The organism is Cupriavidus sp. C3SS-1, assembly GCF_057073755.1.
The window spans coordinates 1,895,263-1,919,812 of the sequence record NZ_CP172699.1 but is presented as its reverse complement, the minus strand read 5'-3'; the positions used below and the strand labels follow the sequence as shown (position 1 = coordinate 1,919,812).

23 protein-coding genes and 1 tRNA gene are annotated in these 24,550 nt (G+C 63.2%); 15 read left to right on the top strand and 9 right to left on the bottom strand.

Annotated features, from left to right (window positions below; genetic code table 11):
• Positions 1-180 precede the first annotated feature (180 nt).
• The 6 genes from rimP (at position 181) to ACIGJC_RS08865 (ending at position 6,859) form a co-directional block, all read left to right on the top strand.
• Positions 181-669, top strand: a complete 489-nt coding sequence (gene rimP / locus ACIGJC_RS08890) for a ribosome maturation factor RimP (protein WP_483708403.1) — start codon at positions 181-183, stop codon at positions 667-669.
• Entirely contained in the window at positions 666-2,141 is a 1,476-nt protein-coding gene (nusA, locus tag ACIGJC_RS08885) for a transcription termination factor NusA (RefSeq protein ID WP_483708402.1), read from the top strand. Before rimP ends, nusA begins: the two co-directional genes overlap by 4 nt.
• A gap of 91 nt (positions 2,142-2,232) precedes the next feature.
• On the top strand, positions 2,233-5,121 hold the full coding sequence (infB, locus tag ACIGJC_RS08880) for a translation initiation factor IF-2 (RefSeq protein ID WP_483708401.1): 2,889 nt from the start codon (positions 2,233-2,235) through the stop codon (positions 5,119-5,121).
• 59 nt (positions 5,122-5,180) lie between these two features.
• On the top strand, positions 5,181-5,549 hold the full coding sequence (gene rbfA, locus ACIGJC_RS08875; RefSeq protein WP_483708399.1) for a 30S ribosome-binding factor RbfA: 369 nt from the start codon (positions 5,181-5,183) through the stop codon (positions 5,547-5,549).
• A gap of 71 nt (positions 5,550-5,620) precedes the next feature.
• Complete coding sequence (gene truB / locus ACIGJC_RS08870; RefSeq protein WP_483708398.1) at positions 5,621-6,568, top strand: tRNA pseudouridine(55) synthase TruB; 948 nt, start codon at positions 5,621-5,623, stop codon at positions 6,566-6,568.
• Between the two features lie 90 nt (positions 6,569-6,658).
• Complete coding sequence (locus ACIGJC_RS08865; RefSeq protein WP_483708397.1) at positions 6,659-6,859, top strand: DUF3606 domain-containing protein; 201 nt, start codon at positions 6,659-6,661, stop codon at positions 6,857-6,859.
• 94 nt (positions 6,860-6,953) lie between these two features.
• Here the strand turns inward: ACIGJC_RS08865 and ACIGJC_RS08860 are convergent, their stop codons facing one another.
• The 4 genes from ACIGJC_RS08860 to ACIGJC_RS08845 all read right to left on the bottom strand — a co-directional run bounded on the left by ACIGJC_RS08860 (position 6,954) and on the right by ACIGJC_RS08845 (position 12,009).
• On the bottom strand, positions 6,954-8,555 hold the full coding sequence (locus tag ACIGJC_RS08860; protein WP_483708396.1) for a DHA2 family efflux MFS transporter permease subunit: 1,602 nt from the start codon (positions 8,553-8,555) through the stop codon (positions 6,954-6,956).
• 2 nt (positions 8,556-8,557) lie between these two features.
• On the bottom strand, positions 8,558-9,850 hold the full coding sequence (locus ACIGJC_RS08855) for an EmrA/EmrK family multidrug efflux transporter periplasmic adaptor subunit (RefSeq protein WP_483708395.1): 1,293 nt from the start codon (positions 9,848-9,850) through the stop codon (positions 8,558-8,560).
• Between the two features lie 43 nt (positions 9,851-9,893).
• Positions 9,894-11,441 (bottom strand): AdeC/AdeK/OprM family multidrug efflux complex outer membrane factor, encoded by a 1,548-nt coding sequence (locus ACIGJC_RS08850; RefSeq protein WP_483708393.1) that lies wholly within the window; start codon positions 11,439-11,441, stop codon positions 9,894-9,896.
• Between the two features lie 91 nt (positions 11,442-11,532).
• Positions 11,533-12,009 carry a MarR family winged helix-turn-helix transcriptional regulator gene (locus ACIGJC_RS08845; RefSeq protein WP_483711503.1) on the bottom strand — a complete coding sequence of 159 codons (477 nt, stop codon included), beginning with the start codon at positions 12,007-12,009 and terminating at the stop codon, positions 11,533-11,535.
• A gap of 187 nt (positions 12,010-12,196) precedes the next feature.
• Between ACIGJC_RS08845 and typA the strand changes: the two genes are divergently transcribed.
• The 7 genes from typA (at position 12,197) to ACIGJC_RS08810 (ending at position 20,276) form a co-directional block, all read left to right on the top strand.
• Entirely contained in the window at positions 12,197-14,017 is a 1,821-nt protein-coding gene (typA, locus tag ACIGJC_RS08840; protein ID WP_342911965.1) for a translational GTPase TypA, read from the top strand.
• 248 nt (positions 14,018-14,265) lie between these two features.
• Entirely contained in the window at positions 14,266-15,831 is a 1,566-nt protein-coding gene (locus tag ACIGJC_RS08835; RefSeq protein ID WP_483708391.1) for a methyl-accepting chemotaxis protein, read from the top strand.
• Between the two features lie 97 nt (positions 15,832-15,928).
• The gene (locus ACIGJC_RS08830) at positions 15,929-17,008 is read left to right on the top strand and encodes an enoyl-CoA hydratase/isomerase family protein (RefSeq protein ID WP_483708390.1); all 1,080 of its coding nucleotides are present in this window, start codon (positions 15,929-15,931) and stop codon (positions 17,006-17,008) included.
• A gap of 131 nt (positions 17,009-17,139) precedes the next feature.
• Positions 17,140-17,703, top strand: a complete 564-nt coding sequence (locus tag ACIGJC_RS08825) for an NADPH-dependent FMN reductase (protein ID WP_483708389.1) — start codon at positions 17,140-17,142, stop codon at positions 17,701-17,703.
• A 175-nt stretch (positions 17,704-17,878) separates the two neighbouring features.
• Positions 17,879-18,904 carry a tRNA dihydrouridine(20/20a) synthase DusA gene (gene dusA / locus ACIGJC_RS08820; protein ID WP_483711502.1) on the top strand — a complete coding sequence of 342 codons (1,026 nt, stop codon included), beginning with the start codon at positions 17,879-17,881 and terminating at the stop codon, positions 18,902-18,904.
• A gap of 875 nt (positions 18,905-19,779) precedes the next feature.
• A complete protein-coding gene (locus ACIGJC_RS08815; protein WP_483708387.1) occupies positions 19,780-20,094 on the top strand; it encodes a hypothetical protein in 315 nt (104 codons plus the stop codon).
• Positions 20,095-20,200: 106 nt separating this feature from the next.
• A tRNA-His gene (locus ACIGJC_RS08810) sits at positions 20,201-20,276 on the top strand.
• Positions 20,277-20,374: 98 nt separating this feature from the next.
• On the opposite strand, the gene ACIGJC_RS08805 is transcribed toward ACIGJC_RS08810, so the two are convergent.
• A complete protein-coding gene (locus tag ACIGJC_RS08805) occupies positions 20,375-20,620 on the bottom strand; it encodes a hypothetical protein (protein ID WP_483708386.1) in 246 nt (81 codons plus the stop codon).
• 109 nt (positions 20,621-20,729) lie between these two features.
• Positions 20,730-20,954, bottom strand: coding sequence for a GDCCVxC domain-containing (seleno)protein (locus ACIGJC_RS08800; protein WP_483711501.1), 225 nt, complete (start codon positions 20,952-20,954; stop codon positions 20,730-20,732).
• Between the two features lie 167 nt (positions 20,955-21,121).
• Here ACIGJC_RS08800 and ACIGJC_RS08795 point away from each other — a divergent pair, with 167 nt between their 5' ends.
• Positions 21,122-21,523 carry a MerR family transcriptional regulator gene (locus tag ACIGJC_RS08795; protein WP_483708385.1) on the top strand — a complete coding sequence of 134 codons (402 nt, stop codon included), beginning with the start codon at positions 21,122-21,124 and terminating at the stop codon, positions 21,521-21,523.
• A gap of 56 nt (positions 21,524-21,579) precedes the next feature.
• Here ACIGJC_RS08795 and ACIGJC_RS08790 read toward each other — a convergent pair whose 3' ends face one another.
• The gene (locus tag ACIGJC_RS08790; protein WP_483708384.1) at positions 21,580-22,725 is read right to left on the bottom strand and encodes a helix-turn-helix transcriptional regulator; all 1,146 of its coding nucleotides are present in this window, start codon (positions 22,723-22,725) and stop codon (positions 21,580-21,582) included.
• 178 nt (positions 22,726-22,903) lie between these two features.
• Here ACIGJC_RS08790 and ACIGJC_RS08785 point away from each other — a divergent pair, with 178 nt between their 5' ends.
• On the top strand, positions 22,904-23,266 hold the full coding sequence (locus ACIGJC_RS08785) for a hypothetical protein (protein WP_483708383.1): 363 nt from the start codon (positions 22,904-22,906) through the stop codon (positions 23,264-23,266).
• A 391-nt stretch (positions 23,267-23,657) separates the two neighbouring features.
• Here ACIGJC_RS08785 and ACIGJC_RS08780 read toward each other — a convergent pair whose 3' ends face one another.
• Both ACIGJC_RS08780 and ACIGJC_RS08775 read right to left on the bottom strand, forming a co-directional pair.
• A complete protein-coding gene (locus ACIGJC_RS08780; RefSeq protein ID WP_483708381.1) occupies positions 23,658-24,029 on the bottom strand; it encodes a hypothetical protein in 372 nt (123 codons plus the stop codon).
• A gap of 180 nt (positions 24,030-24,209) precedes the next feature.
• The gene (locus ACIGJC_RS08775; protein WP_483708380.1) at positions 24,210-24,434 is read right to left on the bottom strand and encodes a DUF2188 domain-containing protein; all 225 of its coding nucleotides are present in this window, start codon (positions 24,432-24,434) and stop codon (positions 24,210-24,212) included.
• Positions 24,435-24,550: the final 116 nt, after the last annotated feature.

Sequence of the window (24,550 nt, the reverse complement as noted above, 5' to 3'; positions counted from 1 at the left end):
AAAAAGTCATCCTCCCAGAGGATGGGCGAATGATGGGCATTGTGCCCATTTTTTTTTGGTTCGCCCGTTTGACGCATGTGCGCCGGAGGCTGACTGGCAGGTGGCTTTGCCCATGTCGTCCCAGGCGGGGCAGGCAAGCCAGCCTGCCCTGGAAGTTGATGGCCATTACTTGGGAATACAGTGCATCTGGCAGATTTGATCGAAACCACCCTTAACGGCATGGGATACGAGCTGGTTGAGCTCGAACGTGCTCCGGCCGGACTGTTGCGTGTCTATATCGATCAGCCTGAAACCGGCATCGTCATCGAGGATTGCGAGAAGGTGAGCCGGCAGTTGACGCACGTGTTGACCGTCGAGAACGTCGATTACGAACGGCTTGAAGTCTCCTCGCCGGGGTTGGACCGGCCGCTGAAGAAACTGGCCGACTATGCCCGCTTCGCCGGGGCAGAAGCGCGCGTGACGCTACGCCTGCCTGTCAATGGGCAAAAGAACTTCACGGGCATTCTGCGCGAGCCGACGGGTGAGGCTGGCGCCGAGAAGGTTGGCCTGGAGTTCCAGGGCAAGGACGGTCCGGCGCTGCTGGAGTTCACGGTATCTGATGTCGATAAGGCGCGCCTGGTGCCGGTGATCGACTTCAAAGGAAATCAAAGAAAAGGGAACAAGCAATGAGCCGCGAAGTTCTGTTGCTCGTCGATGCGCTTGCGCGTGAAAAGAACGTCGACAAGGATGTGGTATTTGGCGCGCTGGAGGCTGCACTGGCCTCCGCGACCAAGAAGCGTTTCGAGGAAGACGTGGATATCCGTGTCGCGATCGACCGCGAATCGGGCGAGCATGAGACGTTCCGCCGCTGGCTTGTCGTCCCTGACGATCAGGGCCTGCAGGAGCCGGACAAGGAAATCCTGCTGTTCGAGGCACGCGACGACAACCCGAGCATCGAGCTGAACGACTATGTCGAGCAGCAGATAGAGTCCGTCGAATTCGGGCGTATCGGCGCCCAGGCCGCGAAGCAGGTGATCCTGCAGCGCATCCGCGACGCCGAGCGCGAGCAGATCCTGAACGACTACCTCGATCGCGGCGAGAAGATCATGACCGGTACGGTCAAGCGCGCCGACAAGAAGGGCCTGATCGTCGAATCCGGTCGCGTGGAAGCGCTGCTGGCACGCGACCAGATCATCCCGAAGGAAAATCTGCGCACCGGCGACCGTGTCCGTGCGTATATCCTGAACGTGGATCGCGCGGCCCGCGGCCCGCAGATCGAACTGTCGCGCACCGCGCCCGAGTTCCTGATCAAGCTCTTCGAGAACGAAGTGCCCGAGATGGAAGAAGGCCTGCTGGAGATCAAGGCGGCAGCCCGCGACCCGGGCGTGCGCGCCAAGATCGCCGTGGTGGCGCATGACAAGCGTATCGATCCGATCGGTACCTGCGTGGGTGTGCGTGGTACGCGCGTGACGGCCGTTCGCAACGAGATCGGCGGCGAAGCCGTGGACATCGTGCTGTGGTCGGAAGATCCGGCGCAGTTCGTGATCGGCGCGCTGGCGCCGGCGCAGGTGCAGTCGATCGTCGTGGATGAGGAAAAGCACAGCATGGATGTGGTCGTCGACGAGGAGAATCTCGCCGTGGCCATCGGTCGCAGCGGGCAGAACGTGCGCCTTGCGTCCGAACTGACCGGCTGGCAGATCAACATCATGACGCAGGAAGAGTCGGCGGCGAAGCAGGCCGAGGAAAGCGATGTCGTGCGCAAGTTGTTCATGGCCAAGCTGGACGTCGACGAAGAAGTGGCCGATATCCTGATCGACGAAGGATTCTCCACGCTGGAAGAAGTGGCCTACGTTCCCATCAGTGAAATGATGGAAATCGAGGCGTTTGATGAAGACACCGTCAACGAGCTGCGCAACCGCGCACGTGATGCGCTCCTGACGATGGAACTGGCCCGGGAAGAAAAGGTTGAAGAGGTGTCGCAAGACCTGCGCTCGCTCGACGGCCTCAACCCGGAACTGATCGGCAAACTGGCCGAAGGCGATATCCATACGCGTGACGACCTGGCAGAACTGGCCGTCGACGAACTGGTCGAGATGACAGGCGTCAGCGAGGAAGAAGCCAAGGCGCTGATCATGAAGGCACGGGAACATTGGTTCAACTGAGGGACACGTCCGGGCATGTGACAACATTACCGGACGCGCTTTCCACATACGATTTGTCCCGACGAAGAAACCAAGCATTGAAAGGGTTTGAATGGCAAGCACAACAGTTGCCCAACTGGCCGCAGAACTGAGTCGCAGCGCAGCTGCCCTGCTGGAACAATTGCAGGCGGCTGGGGTGGGCAAGGCGACGCCAGAAGATATCGTCACGGAATCGGATAAGACCAGCTTGCTGGACTATCTGAAGCGTTCGCACGGCCAGGCCGATGACAGCGCACGCAAGAAGATCACGCTGACCAAGCGTGAAACTTCCGAAATCCGTCAGGCCGACTCCACCGGCAAGACGCGCACCGTTCAGGTCGAGGTGCGCAAGAAGCGCGTGTTGATGAAGCGCGACGAAGCGACGTCCGACCATCACGCCGAGTCGGAGCCGCATACCGTGGACGCCGACGCCGCCGACCAGGCGCGCCGTGAAGAAGAGGAGCGCAACCAGGCGGAACTGCTGGCACGCCAGGAAGCCGAAGCGAAGGCGCGCCGCGAGGCCGCCGAGCGAGAGGAAGCCGAGCGCCGTGCGCAGCAGGAAGCCCTGGAAGCCGAACAGCAGCGCCAGAACGCTCTTCTCGCCAAGAAGGCCGAAGAGGAAGCTGCTGCCGCGCGTGCCGTGAACGAGGCCGCCGAAGAAGCTTCGCGCAAGAAGGCCGAGGACGAGCAGGCGCGCGTAGCCGCCGAGCGCGCGGTCGCGCAGAAGGCTGCCGACGATGCTAAGGCAGCTGCCGACAAGGCGCGTGTCGAGCAGCAGGACGCCGCACGCAAGCGCCGCGAGGCTGCCGAAGCCGAAGCCCGTGCCATCCAGCAGATGCTGAATGCGCCGGCACGCGTGCTCAAGGCACCGTCCGAGCGCAAGGCGGAAGAAAAGAAGGCCGAGCAGACCGGTACGCTGCACAAGCCGGTCAAGCCGGCCGGCGCCACGGCCGAGGCCAAGAAGGATGAGAAGAAGCCGGCCACCACTGCCGCACCCAGCACGACGGTCGACAAGAAGACCGGCAAGCCTGGTGCCCCGGGGTGGAAGGATGACGCCTCGCGCGGCAAGAAGGGCGGCCTGAAGACACGCGGCGATTCGTCGGGTGGCGTGGGCGGCTGGCGCGGTGGTCCGCGTGGCCGCGGTGGTCGTCACCAGCGTGACGACGACGGCCGCAGCAATTTCCAGGCGCCGACCGAACCCGTGGTGCGTGAAGTGCACGTGCCGGAAACCGTTTCGGTGGCGGATCTTGCACACAAGATGGCCGTGAAGGCATCCGAGGTCATCAAGCAGATGATGAAGCTCGGCCAGATGGTGACGATCAACCAGGTGCTGGACCAGGAAACCGCCATGATCGTGGTGGAAGAAATGGGCCACAAGGCGTTTGCCGCCAAGCTGGATGATCCGGAAGCGCTGCTGGTGGTGGACGGCGAAGAGCACACCGATGCCGAGCAGCTGCCGCGTCCGCCAGTGGTGACCGTCATGGGTCACGTCGACCACGGCAAGACCTCGCTGCTGGACTACATCCGCCGCACCAAGGTTGCAGCGGGCGAAGCCGGCGGGATTACGCAGCACATCGGTGCCTACCATGTGGAAACCGACCGCGGCGTGATTACGTTCCTGGACACCCCGGGTCACGAGGCCTTCACGGCCATGCGTGCCCGCGGTGCCAAGGCTACCGACATCGTGATCCTGGTGGTCGCGGCCGACGACGGCGTGATGCCGCAGACCAAGGAAGCCATTGCGCATGCCAAGGCTGCCGGGGTGCCGATCGTCGTGGCGATCAACAAGATGGACAAGCCGGATGCCAACCCCGACCGCGTCAAGCAGGAGCTGGTGGCCGAGCAGGTGTTGCCGGAAGAGTACGGTGGTGATTCGCCGTTCGTGCCGGTGTCGGCCAAGACCGGTGCCGGCATCGAGGATCTGCTCGAGCAGGTGTCGCTGCAGGCCGAAGTCCTGGAACTGAAGGCACCGGTCGACGCGCCGGCCAAGGGTCTGGTGGTGGAAGCCCAGCTCGACAAGGGCAAGGGCCCGATCGCGACGATCCTGGTCAGCAGCGGCACGCTCAAGCGTGGCGATGTAGTGTTGGCTGGTAGCGCCTATGGCCGCGTGCGTGCCATGCTGGACGAAAACGGCAAGCCGACCAAGGAAGCCGGTCCGTCGATCCCGGTGGAAATCCAGGGTCTGTCGGAAGTGCCGGCTGCCGGTGAAGAAGTACTGGTGCTGCCGGACGAGCGTAAGGCACGCGAAATCGCGCTGTTCCGCCAGGGCAAGTTCCGCGATGTGAAGCTGGCCCGACAGCAGGCTGCGAAGCTGGAAACGATGCTGGAGCAGATGAGCGAAGGCGACGTCCAGACGCTGCCGCTGATCGTGAAGGCAGACGTGCAGGGGTCGCAGGAAGCGCTGGTGCAGTCGCTGCTCAAGCTGTCGACCGCCGAAGTGCGCGTGCAGATGGTTCACGCCGCGGTGGGTGGCATCACCGAATCGGACGTCAACCTGGCGACCGCTTCGAAGGCTGTCATCATCGGCTTCAACGTGCGTGCCGACGCCGGTGCGCGCAAGCTGGCCGAGAACCATGGCATCGACATCCGCTACTACAACATCATTTACGATGCGGTAGACGAGATCAAGGCGGCCATGTCGGGCATGCTGGCGCCGGAGAAGCGCGAGACCAATATCGGTCAGGTCGAGGTGCGCCAGGTTTTCCGCGTGCCGAAGATTGGCGCGGTGGCTGGCTGTATGGTTACCGACGGTCTGGTCAAGCGCACCTCGCTGGTGCGCGTGCTGCGCAACAACGTGGTCATCCACACCGGCGAACTCGACTCGCTCAAGCGTTTCAAGGACGACGTCAAGGAAGTCAAGCAAGGCTTCGAGTGCGGTCTGTCGATCAAGAACTTCAACGATGTTCAAGAAGGCGACCAGCTCGAAGTGTACGAAATCACCGAGGTGGCGCGCACGCTGTAAGGCGGCGCAACAACGGCGGGCTTCGGCCCGCCGTTGTCGTCTCGACAAGATGGTATTGAATGGCCAAGAAAGGCAGTATTTCCTCCCGTAACCTGCGTATCTCCGACCAGATCCAGAAGGACCTGGCCGAGATGATCCAGCGCGAGCTGCGCGATCCGCGCCTCGGACTGATCACGCTGCAGTCCGTCACGCTCACGCCGGACTATGCGCACGCCAAGGTCTACTTCACGGTGCTTGGCGCCGATGCCGTGGAAGCGGCAGCAATCCTGAACGAAAAGGCGGGTTACCTGCACTCGTTGTTGTACAAGCGCCTGCATATCCATACCGTGCCGACGCTGCGGTTCTTCCACGACACATCGGTCGAACACGCGATCGAGATGTCCAAGCTGATCAACGAAGCGAACGCCACGCGTTCCAGCGACGACTGATCCGATTCCGGCCGCGCCGGAATGCACAGTCCCGGCGCGGGCAACACGCCCGCCGCCCCCGCATTGTTCCCATGACCGATTCCGCCAATAACCGTCCGCCCCGGCTGCCGCGCCGAGAGGTGCATGGCGTGCTGCTGCTCGACAAGCCGCTCGGGTTGTCCTCAAACGATGCGCTGGTGCGCGCCAAGCGGCTGCTGCGCGCGCTCAAGGCTGGCCACACCGGAACGCTCGACCCGCTCGCCACCGGTCTGCTTCCGCTTTGCTTCGGCGAGGCGACCAAGTTTTCGCAGGACCTGCTCGAGGCCGACAAGACCTACGAGGCGATCGTGCGGCTTGGGCAGAAGACGACGACGGGCGACGCCGAAGGCGAGGTGCTGGCGGAGCGTCCGGTCGCTTGCGATCGCGCTGCGCTCGATGCGGCGATTGCGCGCTTCATGGGCGAGATCGACCAGATTCCCCCGATGCATTCGGCGCTGAAGAAGGACGGCCGTCCGCTGTACGAATACGCGCGCGCCGGACAGACGGTTGATCGCCCGCCCCGGCGCGTCAAGATTCATGAAATCAATATCCTCGACTGCGCGTTGCCGCAGGCGCCGGCGTTCACGATGCGCGTGAAATGCAGCAAGGGTACGTATATCCGTACGCTGGCCGAGGATATCGGCGAGGCACTTGGTTGCGGCGCGCACCTGACTGGCCTGCGCCGCATTGCGGTCGGTGACCTGACCCTGGACGCCGCCGTGACCCTGGAGCAGATCACCGCACAGCCGGACGATGCGCGTCCGGCCCTGCTCGCGCCGGTGGATGCGCTGCTGCAGCGTTGCCCGCCCGTCACGCTGGACGCCGAAGCGAGCGCCCGGTTCCTGCAGGGCCAGCGCATTGCGCAGAGGGATCTGCCGGCAGGCAGCGTGCCGCAAGAGGACACGCTGGCCCGCGTCTATGGCGGCGCGCCGGCGCGTCTGCTCGGTGTAGCGCGCATGCGCGAAGGCGCGTTGCGGCCGGAGCGACTGGTGCGCCTCTGAGGGCGTTGCCGCAACCTTCTTCGAGGCACGCGCTGGTCGCTCGCCTACAATGCAAGAGCCGTATGAAGGCCAGAGGTAACAGGAGGTAGCATGAGCGAACAGATCAGCCAGTTCCGGCCCCTGGATCCGGGCCGCATCAACCTGATGGACCCGTTCGAGGTGCAGTACTGGTGCCGCGAGCTGGGGTGTACCGAGCGTGCCCTGGAGGATGCCGTGGACGTTGCGGGCGAGCATATCGCCGCGGTGCGGGCCCGACTGGAGGCCGCCGGAGGGCAGGCCGGCGCAAGTTAGCAACGGTGAACCGGGCCGCTCTAGAACAGGCTGGCCCTAAGGGAAAAGGCCACGTGCTATCCAGCGCGTGGCCTTTTTTCCATGAGAGCTTCCGTTAATGTGCGCCGGCGGCCGCGTCCGCCCCGGCACCGCCCTTGGCCGGCTTGGTCAGCCATACAAAGCCGATCAGCACGAAAAACAGGACGCCGGAAATCCAGAAGATGTCATTGGCGCCAAGCATCGCCGCCTGCTGGCTGATGTTGCGTTCCATCAGGCCTACCGCCTGGGCCTGGCTCATGCCCATCTGCATCAGGTGATGAAGCTGGTCCGAGTAGGCCGGATTGTAGGGATTGATCTTCTCCACCAGCTGGGCGTGGTGCAGGGCGGTCCGGTTTTCCCACACGGTGGTGGAAATCGACGCGCCGATGCCGCCGAACGTGATCCGCACGAAATTCGACAAGCCCGATGCGGCCGGGATCTTGTCGGGCGGCTGGCCCGACAGGATGATCGACGTCAGCGGGATGAAGAACATCGCCATGGCCGCGCCCTGGATCAGGGTGGGGATCATCAGCGTGCGCGTGTCTACCTGCGTGGTGAAGCCCGCGCGCATCAGGCTGACAATGCCGAACGTGACGAATGCGGCCGTGGCGACCCAGCGGGCATCCATTTTCGGCAGGTTCCTTCCGATCACCGGCGACAGCAGGATCGCGAAGATGCCCACCGGCGCCATCACGATGCCCGCATCCGTGGCCGTGTAACCCACGATGGTCTGCAGCCACAGCGGCAGGATCACCAGGTTGCCGAAGAACAATCCATACGCCACCGAGATCGCCACCACGCCTGAGCTGAAGTTCCGGCCCTTGAACAGCGTGATGTCGACGATCGGATGCTTCTCGTAAGTCTCCCACACCAGGAAGAACAGGAAGCCCAGCACCGCCACCAGCGTGAGCACCACGATCTCGGTCGAATGGAACCAGTCGAGCTCCTTGCCCTTGTCGAGCATCAGCTGCATCGAGCCTACCCAGATCACAAGCAGCGACAGCCCGATGCGGTCGATCGGCAGCACCTTGGTCGGCGTTTCGCGGTCCTTGTAGATCGTCCACGTGGCGTAGGCGGTCAGCAAGCCCACCGGCACGTTGATGTAGAAGATCCACGGCCAGGTCATGTTGTCCGAGATCCAGCCACCGAGCAGCGGGCCCATGATGGGCGCCACCAGCGTCGTCATGCCCCACAGCGCGAGCGCCATGGTGCTCTTTTGCGGAGGGTAGCTCGATAGCAGCAGCGACTGCGACAGCGGGATCATCGGCCCGGCCACCGCCCCCTGCAGCACACGCGCGGCCAGCAGCGTTTCCAGGTTGGGCGCCACGCCGCACAGCCAGGACGACAGCACGAACAGCAGGATCGACGTGATGAACAGGCGCACCGCCCCGAAGCGCGTGGTGAGCCAGCCCGTCAGCGGCACGGAAATGGCATTGGCCACCGCAAACGACGTGATGACCCATGTGCCCTGGTTCGGCGCCACGCCGAGGTCGCCGGAGATGGCCGGAATCGATACGTTGGCGATCGACGAATCGAGCACGTTCATGAACGTGGCCAGCGACAGCGCGATGGTGCCGACCACCAGCTTGCCGCCGCTAAGCGGCTGCGTATGCGTCGGCCGTGCCGGCGGCTTTGGCGCGGCGCCGGCACGTTCGCCCACGGTCAGTGCGTCCGCCATGATCAGCCGCGGTTCGAGGGCCGCGCCACGGCGGCGCTGGCCGCTGCGTCGTCGGCCGGGAGGTTGCGCACCGGTGCGCCCTTGGCCGGTACGGCATCGGCAGGGGCGGGTGCACGGCCGCCGTTGTTCACGGCGATGATGCGCGCGATCAGCTGGTCGGCATCCTGCGCGACCTTGTCATAGACGTCGGTCTGCATCGGCTTGGCCGCGGTGGTGCTGACCATCGCGGCGCCTTCTTCCTTGCGCACATCGACCGTCACGTTCATCGACAGGCCGACGCGCAGCGGGTGGTCCTTCAGTTGCTGCGGGTCAAGCGCAATGCGCACCGGCAGGCGCTGCACCACCTTGATCCAGTTGCCGGTGGCGTTCTGCGCCGGCAGCAGCGAGAAGGCGGAGCCGGTGCCGGCCGAGAATCCTTCCACCTTGCCGCTGTACTTGACCTTCGAGCCATAGACGTCGGCTTCAAGCGTCACGGGCTGGCCGATGCGCATATGCGTGATCTGCACTTCCTTGAAGTTGGCGTCGACCCAGACCTGGTCCAGCGGCACGATGGCCATCAGCGGTGCACCGGCGGCCACGCGCTGGCCAACTTGCACCGAGCGCTTGGCCACATAACCGGTCACAGGAGCGGGCAACGCCGAGCGTGCGTACGACAGGTATGCCGAGCGCACATTGGCCGCGGCGCGCTGCACGCTCGGGTGCTTGTCGACGGTGGTCTGGTCGGTCAGCACCTTGTTCGAGGCGAGTTGCTCGCGTGCCGCAAGCAGGGACGACTGCGCGCCTTGCAACGCGGCCTGCGCGTGGGAGATTTCTTCGCTCGACACCGCGCCCGAGCCCGCGATGGCCTGGCGGCGGCGCAGGTCATCGCGCGCCTTGGCGACGTCGGCTTCGCGCAGCGCCACATTGGCGGCCAGCGAACCGTTGTTGACGTAGAGCGTGCGCACCTCGCGCACTGCCTGGGCCAACTGGGCCTCGGCCTGTTCCAGCGCCACCTGCGTATCGGCGCGGTCGAGCTGGATCAGCGGCTGGCCGGCCGTGACGAGCTGCGTGTCATCGGCGGCGATCGATACCACCGTGCCGCCCACGAGCGGCGTCACCTGCACGACGTTGCCCGCGACGTAGGCATCGTCGGTGCTTTCAAAGTGCCGCGCATAGAGGCCCCAGTACACGCCATAGCCGACGCCTGCGACCACGATGGCCGCGGTCAGGGAAAGCAGCAGGCGCTTGCGCTTGCCATTGTTGTTGACGGATGCCGCCGGAGTATTGGAGTGGCCGGCTTGCTGGTTGTCGCTCATGTTGGTCTCTCGTGAATCTGTTCTGCAATGACGGGCGCGCGGATCAGCCGCGGGCGCCGGTCTGGCTGGTTGTCTGGTTCGTTGCTGCAGCGGCGGGGGCATGGCCTTCGCCGCCTTCCTGCGGTTCTTCGTAGCCACCGCCGAGGGCTTTCATGAGGGCCATCTGCAGGTCCAGCCGGCGGGCCTGCAGGTCGGTCGCCAGGCGGCGCTGCTGCAGCACATTACTCTCGGCGTTGAGCACGGTCAGTTGCGTGCCGAGGCCGGCCTTGTAGCGCATCGTGGCGAGCGAGTAGGCGTGTTCGGCCAGGTCCAGCGCTTCGCGCTGCGTCCTGATCTGGTTGTCCACGCTGCGGATGCTCGTCATCGTGTCGGCGGTTTCCTTGAGCGCGTCGACGAGGGTCTGGTTGTAACTCGCGACGGCAATGTCGTAGCGCGCGTACTTCCCCTTCAGGTTGGCGCGCAGCTTGCCGCCCTCGAAGATCGGCAGGTGCAGCGCGGGGCCGAAGCCCATGGTGCGGCTGATGCCCATGAACAGGTCTTCCGGGCGCAGCGACGCCAGGCCGGCAAAGCCGGTCAGCGTGATATTGGGCAGGAACTCCGCCTTGGCGACCTTGATCTCCTTGCCGCTGGCTTCCACGCGCCAGCGCGCGGCCACCAGGTCAGGGCGGCGGCCCAGTAGCCCGATGGTCAGGGCGTCCGGCACCTTTGGCGTGGCCTGCGCGAGCAGGACCGGCTTCTGGATCGACAGCCCGCGGTCCGGGCCCTTGCCCAGCAGCGCGGCGATCTGGTTGCGCGACAGCGCGATATCTTCGTCGATGCGCTGCAGGTCGGTGCGGGCGGCGGCCACCGTGCCGCGTGCCTGGGTGGTTTCCACCTGTGTGTCGAGGCCCGCGGCCAAGCGCTGCTGCGACAGCGAAGTGAGGTCCTGCCGTTGCGTGATGGCACGCTCGGCCACGTCGCGTTGCGCATAGAGCGCGGCCAGGCGGGCGTAAGCCCTGGCGACCGACGTGGTCAGGATCAAACGGGAGGCCTGGCTTTCGGCCTCCATGGCGTGATCGTCCGAGAGCGCGGCTTCGAGTGCCGAGCGGTTCTTGCCCCAGAAATCGAATTCATACGACAGGTTGGCCTGCAGGTGGGACTGGTTCCACCAGCGGCCCGCCAGCGGCGTGCCGGCGAACAGGTCGGTCTCGGAAAAGATCTGGCGTGTGATGTCGGCGCCGAAGCCGACCGTCGGGTAGAGCGCGCTGCGGGTCACGTCGGCCATGGCGCGCGACGCTTCCACGCGCGCAAAGGCGACCTGCAGGTTCGGGTTGTCCTTGACGGCTTCATCGACGAGCGAACGCAATTGCGGGTCCTGGAACTGATCGATCCAGTCGATGCCCGGCCATTGGCCATGTTCGGCCGGCAGGGTCTGATCGGTAGCCAGGGCGCTGGCTTCCGTCATGGTCTGCGTACTGTGGGAATTGCCAAAGGCGGCGCACCCGGCTAGCACGGCCGCGGCCACGACCGTCAAGGCCAGCGTGCCTGCGCGGCGGCCCAGGGCGCGTGCGTGCGACGGGCTATAAAGAAAGTTTGAGAGCGCTTGGTTCATGGTTGATGCACCGGGCTGCAAAGGCCGGGCTGGAAATCTGGATCGATATCGGTTCGATATGGGTGGCGCAAGCGGAAAACGTGCCGGCGCGCTAGCCGGAGTTGTTGCAGATCACCCGGCGCAGCATGCTGCGCAGCGCTTCGACTTCTTCCGTCGAAAAACCGCGGAAATGGCTGGCCATGACCTTGCAAAAGATGGCGGGAAGTTGTGCGGCGAGAGCATGGCCCGCCGGCGTCAGCGTCAAGTCGATCACACGGCGATCGTCGTCGCGGCGCGTGCGCTCGATCAGCCCGCGCTTTTCCATGCGACTCAGCAGGCGCGTAATCGAACCCATGTCGGTGCTAAGTTCACGGCCCAGATCAGTGACCGTGCTGGCGCGCCCGGAAGAAATCATGGTCAGGCAACTCGCCTGCGCATGCGTGATGTCCAGATTGCCCACCTCTTGCTCGATGCTGTGGGCGAGCGTGTTCCTGGCGCGGGATATCAGATACCCCACGCTTTCGCCCATGACGTAGCGCTCCGGGTCAAACAAATCATTGGAAGAAGTGGCGGACGGGTCCGGTGACATCATTTGCCTCTGCAATCTTTGCTCTGACAAATATATGTGTGTGTTTAACTATCCGCAAGGATGGAAATTCGTCATTTCTGTTTTGGAAATAATTAACGCACAGTTTGGGCAGGTTTGAAGCAAGGCGTGCCGCGCTGCAGCATGCTATAATGTTGGGTTACTTCAGATTTCTGCACAGCGAGCTGCAATGACCCGCGCCATCCGTAATATCGCCATCATCGCCCACGTCGATCATGGCAAGACCACTCTGGTCGACCAACTCCTGCGCCAGGCAGGCACCTTCCGTGACAACCAGCAGGTTGCAGAGCGGGTGATGGACTCGAACGACCTGGAAAAGGAACGCGGGATCACGATTCTCGCGAAAAACTGTGCTGTCGAGTACAACGGCACCCACATCAACATCGTCGATACCCCGGGGCACGCCGACTTCGGTGGCGAAGTGGAGCGCGTGCTGTCGATGGTTGACGGCGTGCTGCTGCTGGTGGACGCCGTCGAAGGTCCGATGCCGCAGACCCGCTTCGTGACCCGCAAGGCGCTGGCGCTGGGCCTGAAGCCGATCGTGGTGGTCAACAAGATCGACCGCCCGGGCGCACGCCCGGACTGGGTGATCAACCAGACCTTCGATCTGTTCGACAAGCTGGGCGCCACCGACGAGCAACTCGACTTCCCGGTGATCTACGCCTCGGGCCTGAACGGCTTTGCCGGCCTGACCGAAGATGTTCGCGACGGCGACATGAAGCCGCTGTTCGAAACCGTGCTGGACAAGGTGCCGGTGCGTGACGACGATCGCGACGGCCCGCTGCAGCTGCAGATCATCTCCCTGGACTACTCCAGCTACGTCGGCAAGATCGGCGTGGGCCGCATCTCGCGTGGCCGCGCTCGCCCGCTGCAGGACGTGGTGGTCAAGTTTGGCCCCGAAGGCAACCCGATCAAGGGCCGCATCAACCAGGTGCTGAAGTTCCAGGGCCTGGAGCGCGAGATCGTGCCAGAAGCCGAAGCCGGCGACATCGTGCTGATCAACGGTATCGAAGAACTGGGTATCGGCTGCACCGTGTGCGCGCCGGACGCCCAGGACGCGCTGCCGATGCTGAAGGTCGACGAGCCGACGCTGACCATGAACTTCTGCGTCAACACCTCGCCGCTGGCCGGCCGTGAAGGCAAGTTCGTGACCAGCCGCCAGCTGCGCGAGCGCCTGGATCGCGAACTGAAGTCGAACGTGGCGCTGCGCGTGGCCGATACCGGCGACGACACCATCTTCGAAGTGTCGGGCCGTGGTGAACTGCACCTGACCATCCTGCTGGAAAACATGCGCCGCGAAGGCTACGAGCTGGCCGTGTCGCGTCCGCGCGTGGTGTTCAAGGAAATCGACGGCGTCAAGAACGAGCCGTACGAACTGCTGACCGTGGACGTCGAAGACAGCCACCAGGGCGGCGTGATGGAAGAGCTGGGCCGCCGCAAGGGCGAACTGCTCGACATGGCCTCGGACGGCAAGGGCCGTACCCGCCTCGAATACCGCATTCCGGCCCGTGGCCTGATCGGCTTCCAGGGCGAGTTCCTGACGCTGACGCGAGGCACCGGCCTGATCAGCCACATCTTCGACGACTATGCGCCGGTGCGTGAAGGCGGCCTGGGCGAGCGCCACAACGGCGTGCTGATCTCGCAGGACGACGGCGATGCCGTGGCCTACGCGCTGTGGAAGCTGCAGGATCGCGGCCGCATGTTCGTCAAGCCGGGCGATGCGCTGTACGAAGGCATGATCATCGGCATCCACAGCCGCGACAACGACCTGGTCGTGAACCCGATCAAGGGCAAGCAGCTGACCAACGTGCGTGCATCGGGTACCGATGAAGCCGTGCGCCTGGTGCCGCCGATCCAGATGTCGCTCGAGTATGCGGTGGAATTCATTGCCGACGACGAACTGGTCGAGCTGACGCCGAAGAGCATCCGCCTGCGCAAGCGCCACCTGAAGGAGCACGAGCGCAAGCGTGCTTCCCGCGAAGGCGCATAAGCGCTGCCGTGCTGAAAAAAACCGCGCTTCAGGGCGCGGTTTTTTTTTGATGGACTCTCTAGACGCGACCATGTGTGCTGGCCTCGCGGGGTTGCGCGGGAGGGTTTCTCCAGGTAGGGAATCACGTGGGCCGAATGACGACAGGAAAGTCAGTTCTGTGTGTCATCGCGCAAGGGTCAAGGAACGATTTGCCGTGCCGTAGACCAGCAGGACGGCCGGCTGGGCCGTCCTTTTACTCCGGAGAGCCCATGTTTCGCAACACTACTATCGGAGCCAGATTGTGGTTTCTGGTTGTCGTCACAAATATCCTGCTGCTCATCGTTGGCGCAGTGGGCATGATCGGCATGTCGCGCAGCAATGACGCCACGCGCGAGATCTACGAGCATCAGTTGATCGCGGCCATGCACCTGGCCGATGCCCGTTCCAATCAGCTGCTCGTGCGCGTACTGCTGGACCAGGCAACCCTTGCCAAGGATCCCGCCGACGCGCGAGCGCGCGCCGAGACCGCGCAGGGCTTTGCGAAGAGTTCGGAGGCTGCGTGGAAGGCCTACCTCGCATTGCCGCGCGCGCCAGAGGAAGCGAGCCTGACGCAGGACGTGACGGCCAAGCGCGACGCGCTGTTTTCGCAGGGGGTCGCGCCGATGATTGCGGCGTTGAACGCCGGCGATCGCGAGGCGATGATGACCGCAGTGCTCGAAACCATCCCGAAGCTCGACATTGCCTTCACCGCAGCGAGTGCCGATCTCAATCGTGCGCAAGTCGCCGGTGCGCGTCGGGTCTATGAGGCATCGCAGCAGCGCTACAGCATGCTTTTGGCCGGGGCGGCGGTGGTGCTCGTTGCGGGGCTGGCGTTCAGCACGGTGGTGGCATGGCGCCTGCGCCGGTCCATCGTCAGGCCGCTGGATTTTGCCATTGCGCGCTTCGAGCGCATGGCAGGCGGCGACCTGAGCGGGAGGGCGGGCGACGGCGGCGTGATGGCCGATGAGCGGGCGCGCAGCGAGACCAGCCGGATGCTGGGCATGCTGGCGCGCATGCAGTCGAGCCTCGTCGCCATGGTTGGCCAGGTGAGCGGCGGTGCGGATTCGATTGCCGCGGCGAGCCGACAGATCGCCGGTGGCAATGCGGACTTGTCGCAGCGCACCGAGCAGCAGGCCGCGTCACTGGAGCAAACCGCGTCGAGCATGGAAGAACTGACCGGTACGGTGCGCCAGAACGCCGACAGCGCGCGCGAAGCCGCTACGCTGGCCAACGAAGCCACCACGCTTGCCGAACGTGGCAGCGAAGCGGTGGCGCGGGTCGTGCATACGATGCAGTCCATCGACGCGAGTTCGGGCAAGATCGTCGACATCATCGACGTGATCGAGAAGATCGCTTTCCAGACCAATATCCTTGCGCTGAACGCCGCAGTGGAAGCCGCGCGTGCCGGAGAGCATGGGCGCGGCTTCGCCGTGGTGGCCGGCGACGTGCGCGACCTCGCGCAGCGCTGCGCGGGCGCATCGAAGGAGATCCGCGGGCTGATCGGCAAGTCGGTGGCCAACGTGCGCGAGGGTACTGGGATGGTGGATGACGCAGGCCGCGCCATGCAGGACATCGTCGATGCGGTGCGGCGGGTCGGTGCGCTCATCCGCGACATCAGCGCGGCATCTGACGAACAGTCCAATGGCATCGAGCAGGTGAACCTGGCGGTCTCGCACATGGATGGCATGACGCAGCAGAACGCAGCGCTGGTGGAGCAGGCCGCGGCGGCTGCTGCGTCGCTGCAGGATCAGGCGCAACGACTGATGGCACTGATGTCGACGTTCAGGCTTGCATGATGGCGGCATGAAGGCGTGTGCGGATGCCGCACACGCAGGCGTTGCCGCGAGAATGATCGGCGTAGAATCGCGGCTTGCATTCGCGTAGGAGAGCAACATGACTGACTTCGTCACGACGGAAGTCCAGGGTGGCATTGGCTACCTGACGCTGAACCGGCCGCAGGCGCTCAACGCGCTCTCGCTGGACATGATTCGTGCCATGACCCAGGCACTGCGTGCATGGGCCGATGCACCGGAGGTCGTAGCCGTGGTGGTGGCAGGGGCCGGCGGCAAGGCTTTCTGCGCAGGCGGCGACATCCGCTATTTCCACAAGGCCTCGCATGAGGGCGATCCGCTGCTCGACCAGTTCTTTGTCGAGGAATATGCCCTCAACTTCCTGATTCACCGTTACGCCAAGCCGTATATCGCGCTGATGGATGGCGTGGTCATGGGCGGCGGCATGGGCATTTCGCAAGGTGCGCGCCTGCGCCTCGTCACCGACCGCACCAAGATGGCCATGCCCGAAACCAATATCGGGCTGTTCCCGGACGTGGGCGGCGGCTGGTTCCTCGCGCGCACGCCGGGCAGCATCGGCGAATACCTGGGCTTGACCGGCACCGTGATCCACGCGGCCGATGCCCTGTATGCCGGACTGGCTGATGCCTATCTGCCGGGCAATGTGCTGGCTGAAGTGGCGAACGACCTGCGTGCGCGAACGTTCGGCAACGGCCAGGCCGTGCTTGACCACATCGCCACGTTCACGCAGCAGCATCGTGAAGCCTGCGTGCCGGCGCAAAGCCAGCTCGCCGGCCTGTCGGCGCAGATTGACCACCTCTTTAGCGGCGCAACGATGGTCGACATCCTGGCCGCGATCAGCGATGCGCCGGGCGACTGGGCCGCTCACACGGCCGCGATGCTGCGCAGCCGCTCGCCGTTGATGCTTCATGTGTCGCTGGAGCAGATCCGGCGCGCGCGCACGATGTCACTGGATGACGAGCTTCGCATGGAACTCGACATGATGCACTACGTGTTCCGCAACGGCGACGGCGTGGAAGGCATTCGTGCGCTGGCCATCGACAAGGATCACCAGCCGCGTTGGCAGGATGCGCGCATCGACGAGGTAAGGCGCGAGAAGGTGCTGTCGTTCTTCGACAGCCCATGGCGCACGGAAGATCATCCGCTGGCGAGCCTCGCCTAGTAAAGTGGGTGCGCCGCGCGGCTCTGCGGACTCGGGTAGAGTGAAGGCTGGATCGGCGCCAGGCAGGCCATGTGATCCATGGGGCCAAGGCTGTTCCGCTTCATTCGAACCACACAGTTGAAGGAGTCGTGATGAGCAATCCTCGAGATGTCGCTGTATTGGTGGGAAGCCTGCGCAAGGAGTCGTTCAACCGCAAGCTGGCCAAGGTGCTGATTGGTCTGGCGCCGCAGTCGCTGAAGCTGGAGATCGTCGAGATCGGCAACCTGCAGATGTACAACCAGGACCTCGACGCCAGCCCGCCACCCGAGTGGACCGCTTTTCGTGACCGTATCCGCCGTGCCGATGCAGTGCTGTTCATTACGCCCGAGTACAACCGATCGGTGCCCGCGCCGCTGAAAAATGCCATTGACGTCGGATCGCGCCCCTATGGCAGCAGTGCATGGGATGGCAAGCCTGGCGGTGTCATCAGCGTTTCGCCCGGCGCAATTGGCGGCTTTGGCGCCAATCATCACCTGCGGCAGTCGTTGGTGTTCCTGAACGTGCCCGTGCTGCAGCAGCCGGAAGCGTATATCGGCGGGGCGGACAAGCTGTTCAGCGAGCAGGGCGGACTCGCGAACGACTCGACGCGCGGATTCCTCGAAAAATACCTCGCGGCCTACGCCGCCTGGATCGAGCGCAACGCAGCGCCTCGTTGAGGCGGCAATCGCCTGCGGGCGCGGGTCGCAGCGCAAACGCGCGCTGTGGCCTATACTCTTGACCTTTCCCGCGTAGACCCGATGCCGGTGCCCGCAGAACTGCCTGGGCCGGCACATGAGCGCGTATCGCGGCCGCTTTGCCGGCCACCTCCGCTCAGCAACAAGTCATTCATCCATGAAGCCAAGCCCACGCCGCATCTCGGTTGCACCGATGATGGACTGGACCGATCGCAATTGCCGAATGTTCCATCGCCAACTCAGCCGCCACACCTGGCTGTATACGGAAATGGTGACGACCGGCGCGCTGCTGCATGGCGACGTGCCGCGGCATCTGGACTTTGATGCCGCGGAGCATCCTGTGGCCTTGCAGTTGGGCGGTAGCGAGCCGGCCGACCTTGCCGTGGCGGCGCGCCTTGGTCAGCAGTGGGGATACGCGGAAGTAAACCTCAATTGCGGCTGCCCGTCCGAGCGCGTGCAACGGGGCGCGTTCGGTGCCTGCCTCATGGCAGAGCCGCAACTCGTGGCCGACTGCGTGAAGGCGATGCGCGACGCCGTGTCGATCCCGGTGACCGTCAAGCACCGCATTGGCATCGACAAGGTCGAGCACTACGAATTTGTCCGTGATTTTGTCGGCACGGTGGCGCAGGCCGGCTGCGAGACCTTCATCGTGCATGCGCGCAATGCGATCCTGAAAGGCCTGAGCCCGAAGGAAAACCGCGAAATTCCGCCGCTGAGGTACGAAGTGGCTTACCGCTTGAAAAGGGATTTCCCGCAACTGGAAATCCTGATCAACGGCGGCATCGTCAGCTACGACGACATGGCGGCCCACCTGGAGCATGTCGACGGCGTAATGATCGGACGCGAAGCCTATCACCAGCCTTATGTGCTCGCCGAAATGGATGGCCGTTTCTACGGCGATGCCGATGCGCCGGTGCCGTCGCGGCTGGAGGTGGAGCTTGCCATGCAGCGCTATATCGGCGAGCTGGTGGAACGTGGCGGATACATGGGGGCGGTGACTCGCCACATGCTGGGTCTGTACCGCGGCATCGCGGGTGGCCGTGGCTGGCGGCGCGTGCTGTCCGACGCCAAGCGGATGTCCGCAGCCCGCGCGCGGAGCGACGTAGATGCAATCTTCGCAGAGGCGCGTTCGCATCTGCATTCCACCGAGCACGCGGAGGCAAACCAACGCGTCGCCGCATAGGCGATTACTGCAAACAGTGCCAGGAAACTTGTGGAGTAAAAACTCTAATTCCGAACGGCGAACCTATGCATAGGGCGCTTCGGGTAGCGCGTGCGGCACATGTGCCCAGCCACTGCCCGGAAAGCCGCGCCAGGAAAGGGATTCCCCTAATTAGCCGAGGGCAGGCGCTTTCATACACTGTGCCTGCCCTCGAATACAGGGCTTTCTTCAACTGATTATTCAGCCCGCATTGCGGGCTGTTTTTTTAGTTGCCCGGCTGCGACGTTCGGTTAACCCGAATGGTGCCGGGCGAGGCTGCCAGCTACAGTGCAACGGCCTTCAGGGCATTTGAGATCGCAAAAGTTGAGAGTCCGCGCTGCGGGCTCTTTTTTTTTGACTCGTACCGAGCAGGCTGTTGGATGCAACTGTGACGGCAGAGTTCCTCCGGCGGCAACTATTTGCTTGTGTGGCTGACGCCGACATCAACCGTACCATAGGTGGTGATACTTGAGCCGCCACCCTCTGCCCCGCCGCCAGCGCATGCGGCCAGCATGATCGCCAGCAACGCTGTCATCGCCATCCCGGATATCTGTTTCACTACCACCTCCACAAAGCTAATACACGGCAGTGTTTGGCAAATGACTGGGCTCCTGGGTTCCGCGCCAGCAAGCTGTTCAATCCAAAAAAAAGCAGGCGGCTCTCCGAGAGGCCGCCCGGTGGGAAGGTCGAGGGGGGTCAATGTCCCTCGCGTAAAAGTATCCTTGCGCCGGAGCAGCCGTTGAACCCTGCATCAGTAGGGGCTGCGTAGAGCATATCTACGCTCGAATCGGATGTCCGGTGCGAGTGGCAAGGCCGCGTCTCATTGTGCGGGTGACCGTGATACGATCGGCGGCGACATGGAAGCGAAGCCGTGTTTTTGTCAATTCAATCGCTGGAATGAGGTGGCTGTGGTGGATGACCAGACGTCGTTCGGGGTCGTGTTCGAGGACTTCCGGTTGGTTTGGGTGGCCGAGCAATTGCAGGATGGCAAATGGACGGCCCGCTATTGCTGGCGCCTGGGCACGACCGAGGCAGCGGGCAGGGCGCTCCAGGAAGACGCGCTCAATGGAAAATCGCGCCGGCTCCTGGGGCAGTACAATACCGAGGCCGAAACCATCGAAGCGATCAAGCAGGCGGTGCTGCTGGAGGCAAAATGGTCGCCTCGCCGTTGACGATGCTGGGCCTCGAAAAAATTTTGTGCGGGATACTAGCCATAACGAAAAGTAGTTTGTATAATCTTGTTTTTCGTCGATCAGCGCTTCGCTGATGACCTCTACGGTGGCTGTAGCTCAGTTGGTAGAGTCCAGGATTGTGATTCCTGTCGTCGTGGGTTCGAGTCCCATCAGCCACCCCAAAATTCCTTTTTCGCATCAGTGCTTTGCGGGTTTTCTAACCCTTTAGTGATGCGAATTCCTTACGGCGCCATCGGCGCCGTTTCTGTTTCTGCTCCCCTTATTCTGTCGCCTGGGCCTCATCGACGAGGAGATAGTAATCCGCCGGGTGCCAAGGAATCACGAGGGTGCTTGACCCGGATTCGATGGGCGTTGCAGTGATCATCACCCCGTCCTTTCCGATCTCGCAGCGTTCAAAGACAGCGGCAAAGCCCTCTCGGGCCACCACGATTCTCCTGCCGGGGAAATGCTGCCGTAGTTGTGAAACTTTGTCAGTCAGTGCACTCAAGGCATCGCGGTCCTTCATTTTGACTCTCATTGTGAGCTAGTGGGTGCTGCCGACCGCGAGGCAACTCAGCCCGGTTGAACGGGTGCGTCGGAAGCAGGCTGCTGCGGCGCACAAATGAAAACTCAGTTTAGAGGGATGATTCTAATTTCGTCCCTAGGGGATTTCCCCCCCGAACCAGAGAAGGGGAGCGCGATGGGTGCCTATTAGGGCATGCATGACATATTCGCTGCTGCATTGGCGGACACCGTTCGGTGCCATATGAACAGAAGACACAGCAATCTCCAGTCTTTGGTCTGAGCATCGTGTGGCAGTACTCGCACATATAACGCCACATGCAGGCGTCCAGCGGCATGGTTTCTTCTTTGGCATGCCCGCAGTTAGGACAGGTGATGACTGACTGCAGCTTGAGGTTGCTCATCTTGGCCCCTTCCCCGAAGTGCACTGCGAATTGCAAACTGCCCTTTCCCAATGTGAGGTTTATGCCTAGCCTAGTTCCGTACCAAGGTACGGAGTCAAGCCATGGAGCACATGCTAACCATCGGCAAGCTGGCCAAGGCGGCGGGCGTCGGGGTGGAAACGGTGCGCTACTACCAGAGGTGCGGGTTGCTGTCGGTGCCAGAACGTGCCTTTGGGACCGTTCGCCGGTATTCGCAACAGAGCCTGCAGCGCCTTTATTTCATCCGCCGGGCCCAGTCTCTCGGTTTCACCCTGGATGAAATCCAGGTACTGCTGCGACAGAGCAATGGTGGCTCGTGCAAGACCGCCCGCACACTGGCCGAACAAAAGCTCGATCTTGTCGAGAAGCGATTGCAGGATTTGCGACGGTTGCAAGCCGAGTTGGAGCGTCTTGTCCGGCAATGCCACACCCATGGCGATGAGGCTTCGTGCCCATTGATCGATGCCTTGTCCGGGATTGAATGACAAGGCCCGGACATCAAACGCGTCCAGTCGCCGCGCGCGCCCGCCCGCTCATGTCGCTAGCCTCGAACCGGCGGCGTGGAGCGATGCAGCAGATTGAGGAGATCGGACTGCCTTGTCGTACCGGTCTTCGAAAAGATGTGCTGAAGATGGGTGCGAACAGTCGGCTCGCTGATGCCTAGCATCTCCGCCGATTCCATGCCTCCAAGCCCTTGTGAAAGCGCCAGTAATACGCGTAGTTCGCCACCGGTCAATCCGTGCAGCCGCGCAAAGGCTTCGCCGGGCATGAGCGGGACCTGGATGGGGTCTTGCATGAACACGGCGACCGATGCGGCGAACGGTGCCAGGATGCCGCTGCGCTCGCCGTTCTCTATTGGCAGCAGGGTGGCGACGTAGCCGCGGCCTGTTCCGGCGCCATCGGGAATCGCCACCGAATGCTCGTTCCACGATGAAGCGTTGTCGGCGCGCGTCGCGGCATCGATGTGCTTGGCAAGTGCCGCGCGAGCCGTGGGTTCGACCGCCGACAGCCGGTTGTGAGCTATGCAGATCGAATGGCCGGCCTTCACCTGTCGCTCGGCTGCGGCATTCATATAAACCACGTGCCCATCGCGCGCCGTAAGGAATACGCCTGCTGAAAGCCCGTCGAGCGTCTTTTCGAGCATCTCGGATCGAAGTGCCCGGATGTCGAGTGCGTCGGAGATCGCCATTGCCCGGCAGACATGAGGAGACAGCAGCCTGAACAGCTGCGCCTCGGGCTGCTGGTAGTGCGGCTTCTTGTTGCTGCGGGAAGCGTGCAGCGAGGCCACGCGTCCGCCCGTGCGAAGGGCCGGAAACCAGATGATGTCGGTCAGTCCGTACGGCTCCAGGACTTCGCGGTAGAAGCGGCTTTCAAGCAGTTGCCGGGGCTCCCTGGCCAGCGAATTGACGTCCCCGACATTCGAGACGATGTCCGCCGCGGCCATCGGGCTTTGCGCGAACTCACTGCCCAACTTCTCCAGGAATTCGGGCTGGTAGCCGAACACGAACAACTGGTCGTTGCGCACTTGCTTGAGGTCATGCACGCAGATGCCGCCGCCCGTGCTTGCGCACAAGTCCGCCACCGACCGGCACGCGCCGGGCCAGCGCGCGGGCTCTAGCGCGCAGTCGTAGATGGCGCCGATCACGTCGGAGAGTTGCTGGGCTGTCACGCCCTCCAGGCCGTCCATGGCGAACTCCCTTTTTTGTTATGGGTGTTGTCCGTCATCGCTTCCGATGACGCGGCGTTGCGAAGGAGTTTATACGCTTACGAGCAGCATGAATCCCTGTAACGAGAAGGTTGCCAAGATGCTCCACCGTGTCAATCGAGTTCTAGCCACGCCCGCCCGGCGAACATCCGCTGGCTATATGATCGCGCTGATCTACTGCATCCTTGCAGCGTTGATCTGGAGCGCGCCGGTCGGGCATGTCGGGACGACCATGTCTTCCCGGCCAACCGAGTCAACGATCGCTTGGCTCTACTTCATGACAAACGCGGCGCGCATCTTCACCTATGTGCCGCAATTGATGGCGGTGTGGCGCAGTACCGACGGCGCGCGCGACATTTCGCTGTTGACGTGGGGATCGTGGGTCGTGGCCAATGCCACCGCTGTGGCCTACGGTGTCATCGTCGTCCACGACCTGTTTTTCACGCTGATCGCGTTGCTCAACCTGGTGTGCTGTGCGGCGGTGACCGTGGTGTGCATGCACCGTCGCAGGGGGCCGCGGTAACGACCGGGCGCATGCTGACACTCCCATTTGGGGGGCTTCCATGATCGCGGTTGCGCCGTTGTAGGAAAGCACCCGGCAGTCACAGAACCCCTGTCCTACATCCTCCCGAAGGTCCGCTGCATATGCTGGAAAGGACGAGGATAGGACAGGAGAGTCTTATGAAAATCACTCTTGTGCTGCTTACCGCTTTCACAGCGTTGCTCAGCGGTTGCGTCGTGGCCCCCGATCGCGATGAGCACCGGGACGGTGGCTACTACAGCGATGGTCGATACCACAATCATGATCGCGATCGCGGCGACCGGGATGACCATCGGGACTACGGGGACAGGGATCGGTGGCAGAACGGGCCGAGATACTGACGCTGCAGCGTGGCGATTGACAATCGGACGGCCTAGCGACCGCGGGCGGGCAGCGCCTTGATGGTCATCGTGCCGTCCTTCTGGACATCCGCGCGGGCAAGTGCATCGAGCGAAATCGTCTTGGTCGGCTTTCTGGGCACGACGATCACCGCATCCCCGCGGAGATTTTTCACCCAGCAACCGGTGTCCCACGCGCCGTGGTAGGCCGCATAAAAGCGCATTTGATCGGCGCCGGCCAAGGGCAGGTCGCACTTCTTGTGCAGGTACAGCACCGTGGGGAACGGCGTTCGAACCGTTTCCCCGACCCTCATGTCGTCAAACGGATAGACATAGGCGTCTTCGGCGCGCGCGGCTGTGGCTGTGGCGGCGGCCAGTGCCGCGATCATCCATACCAGCTTCATCATGGCGATCACCAGGGGCTGACGAAGGCGGGTTTGCGAGCCCGCGCCCAGCCAGAGAGCTATCTGGCAAAAATTGTACGTCGCCTTGCAGCGAAAAACCCGGCGACACGCGCCGGGTTATGTTCGCCAGCCGCTATATCGAGCGTTGTCCTGGGTGTCCGGTTTCGCGAGCCGGCCCAGCCATCACTCTTTGATGTCGGGCGTCTCCTGGCCAAACGAATTCCTTTCATGGATCTGTCCATCCCGGCCGTGAATCAGCAGCTCGACCTTCGTCCGTCTCGCCTTCTCCGTGCCGGTGGCGATGGCGTGTTGCTGGCAGGTGAAACGCTGCTCATTTCCGGACCCGCCTTCGAGCTGTACGGCCCAGCCATTGTAGGTCGGCACGACGTGGATATTCTTGTTGGCCATGGCTGTCTCCTGGAGTCTGTGCAGATAGTGTCGGCCTGGGAACACCGCGCCGGTATCAGTCGCTGTCCGACAAGGCGATCGCAGGCGGATGGGGTTTATACCGACTGTCCCGATTC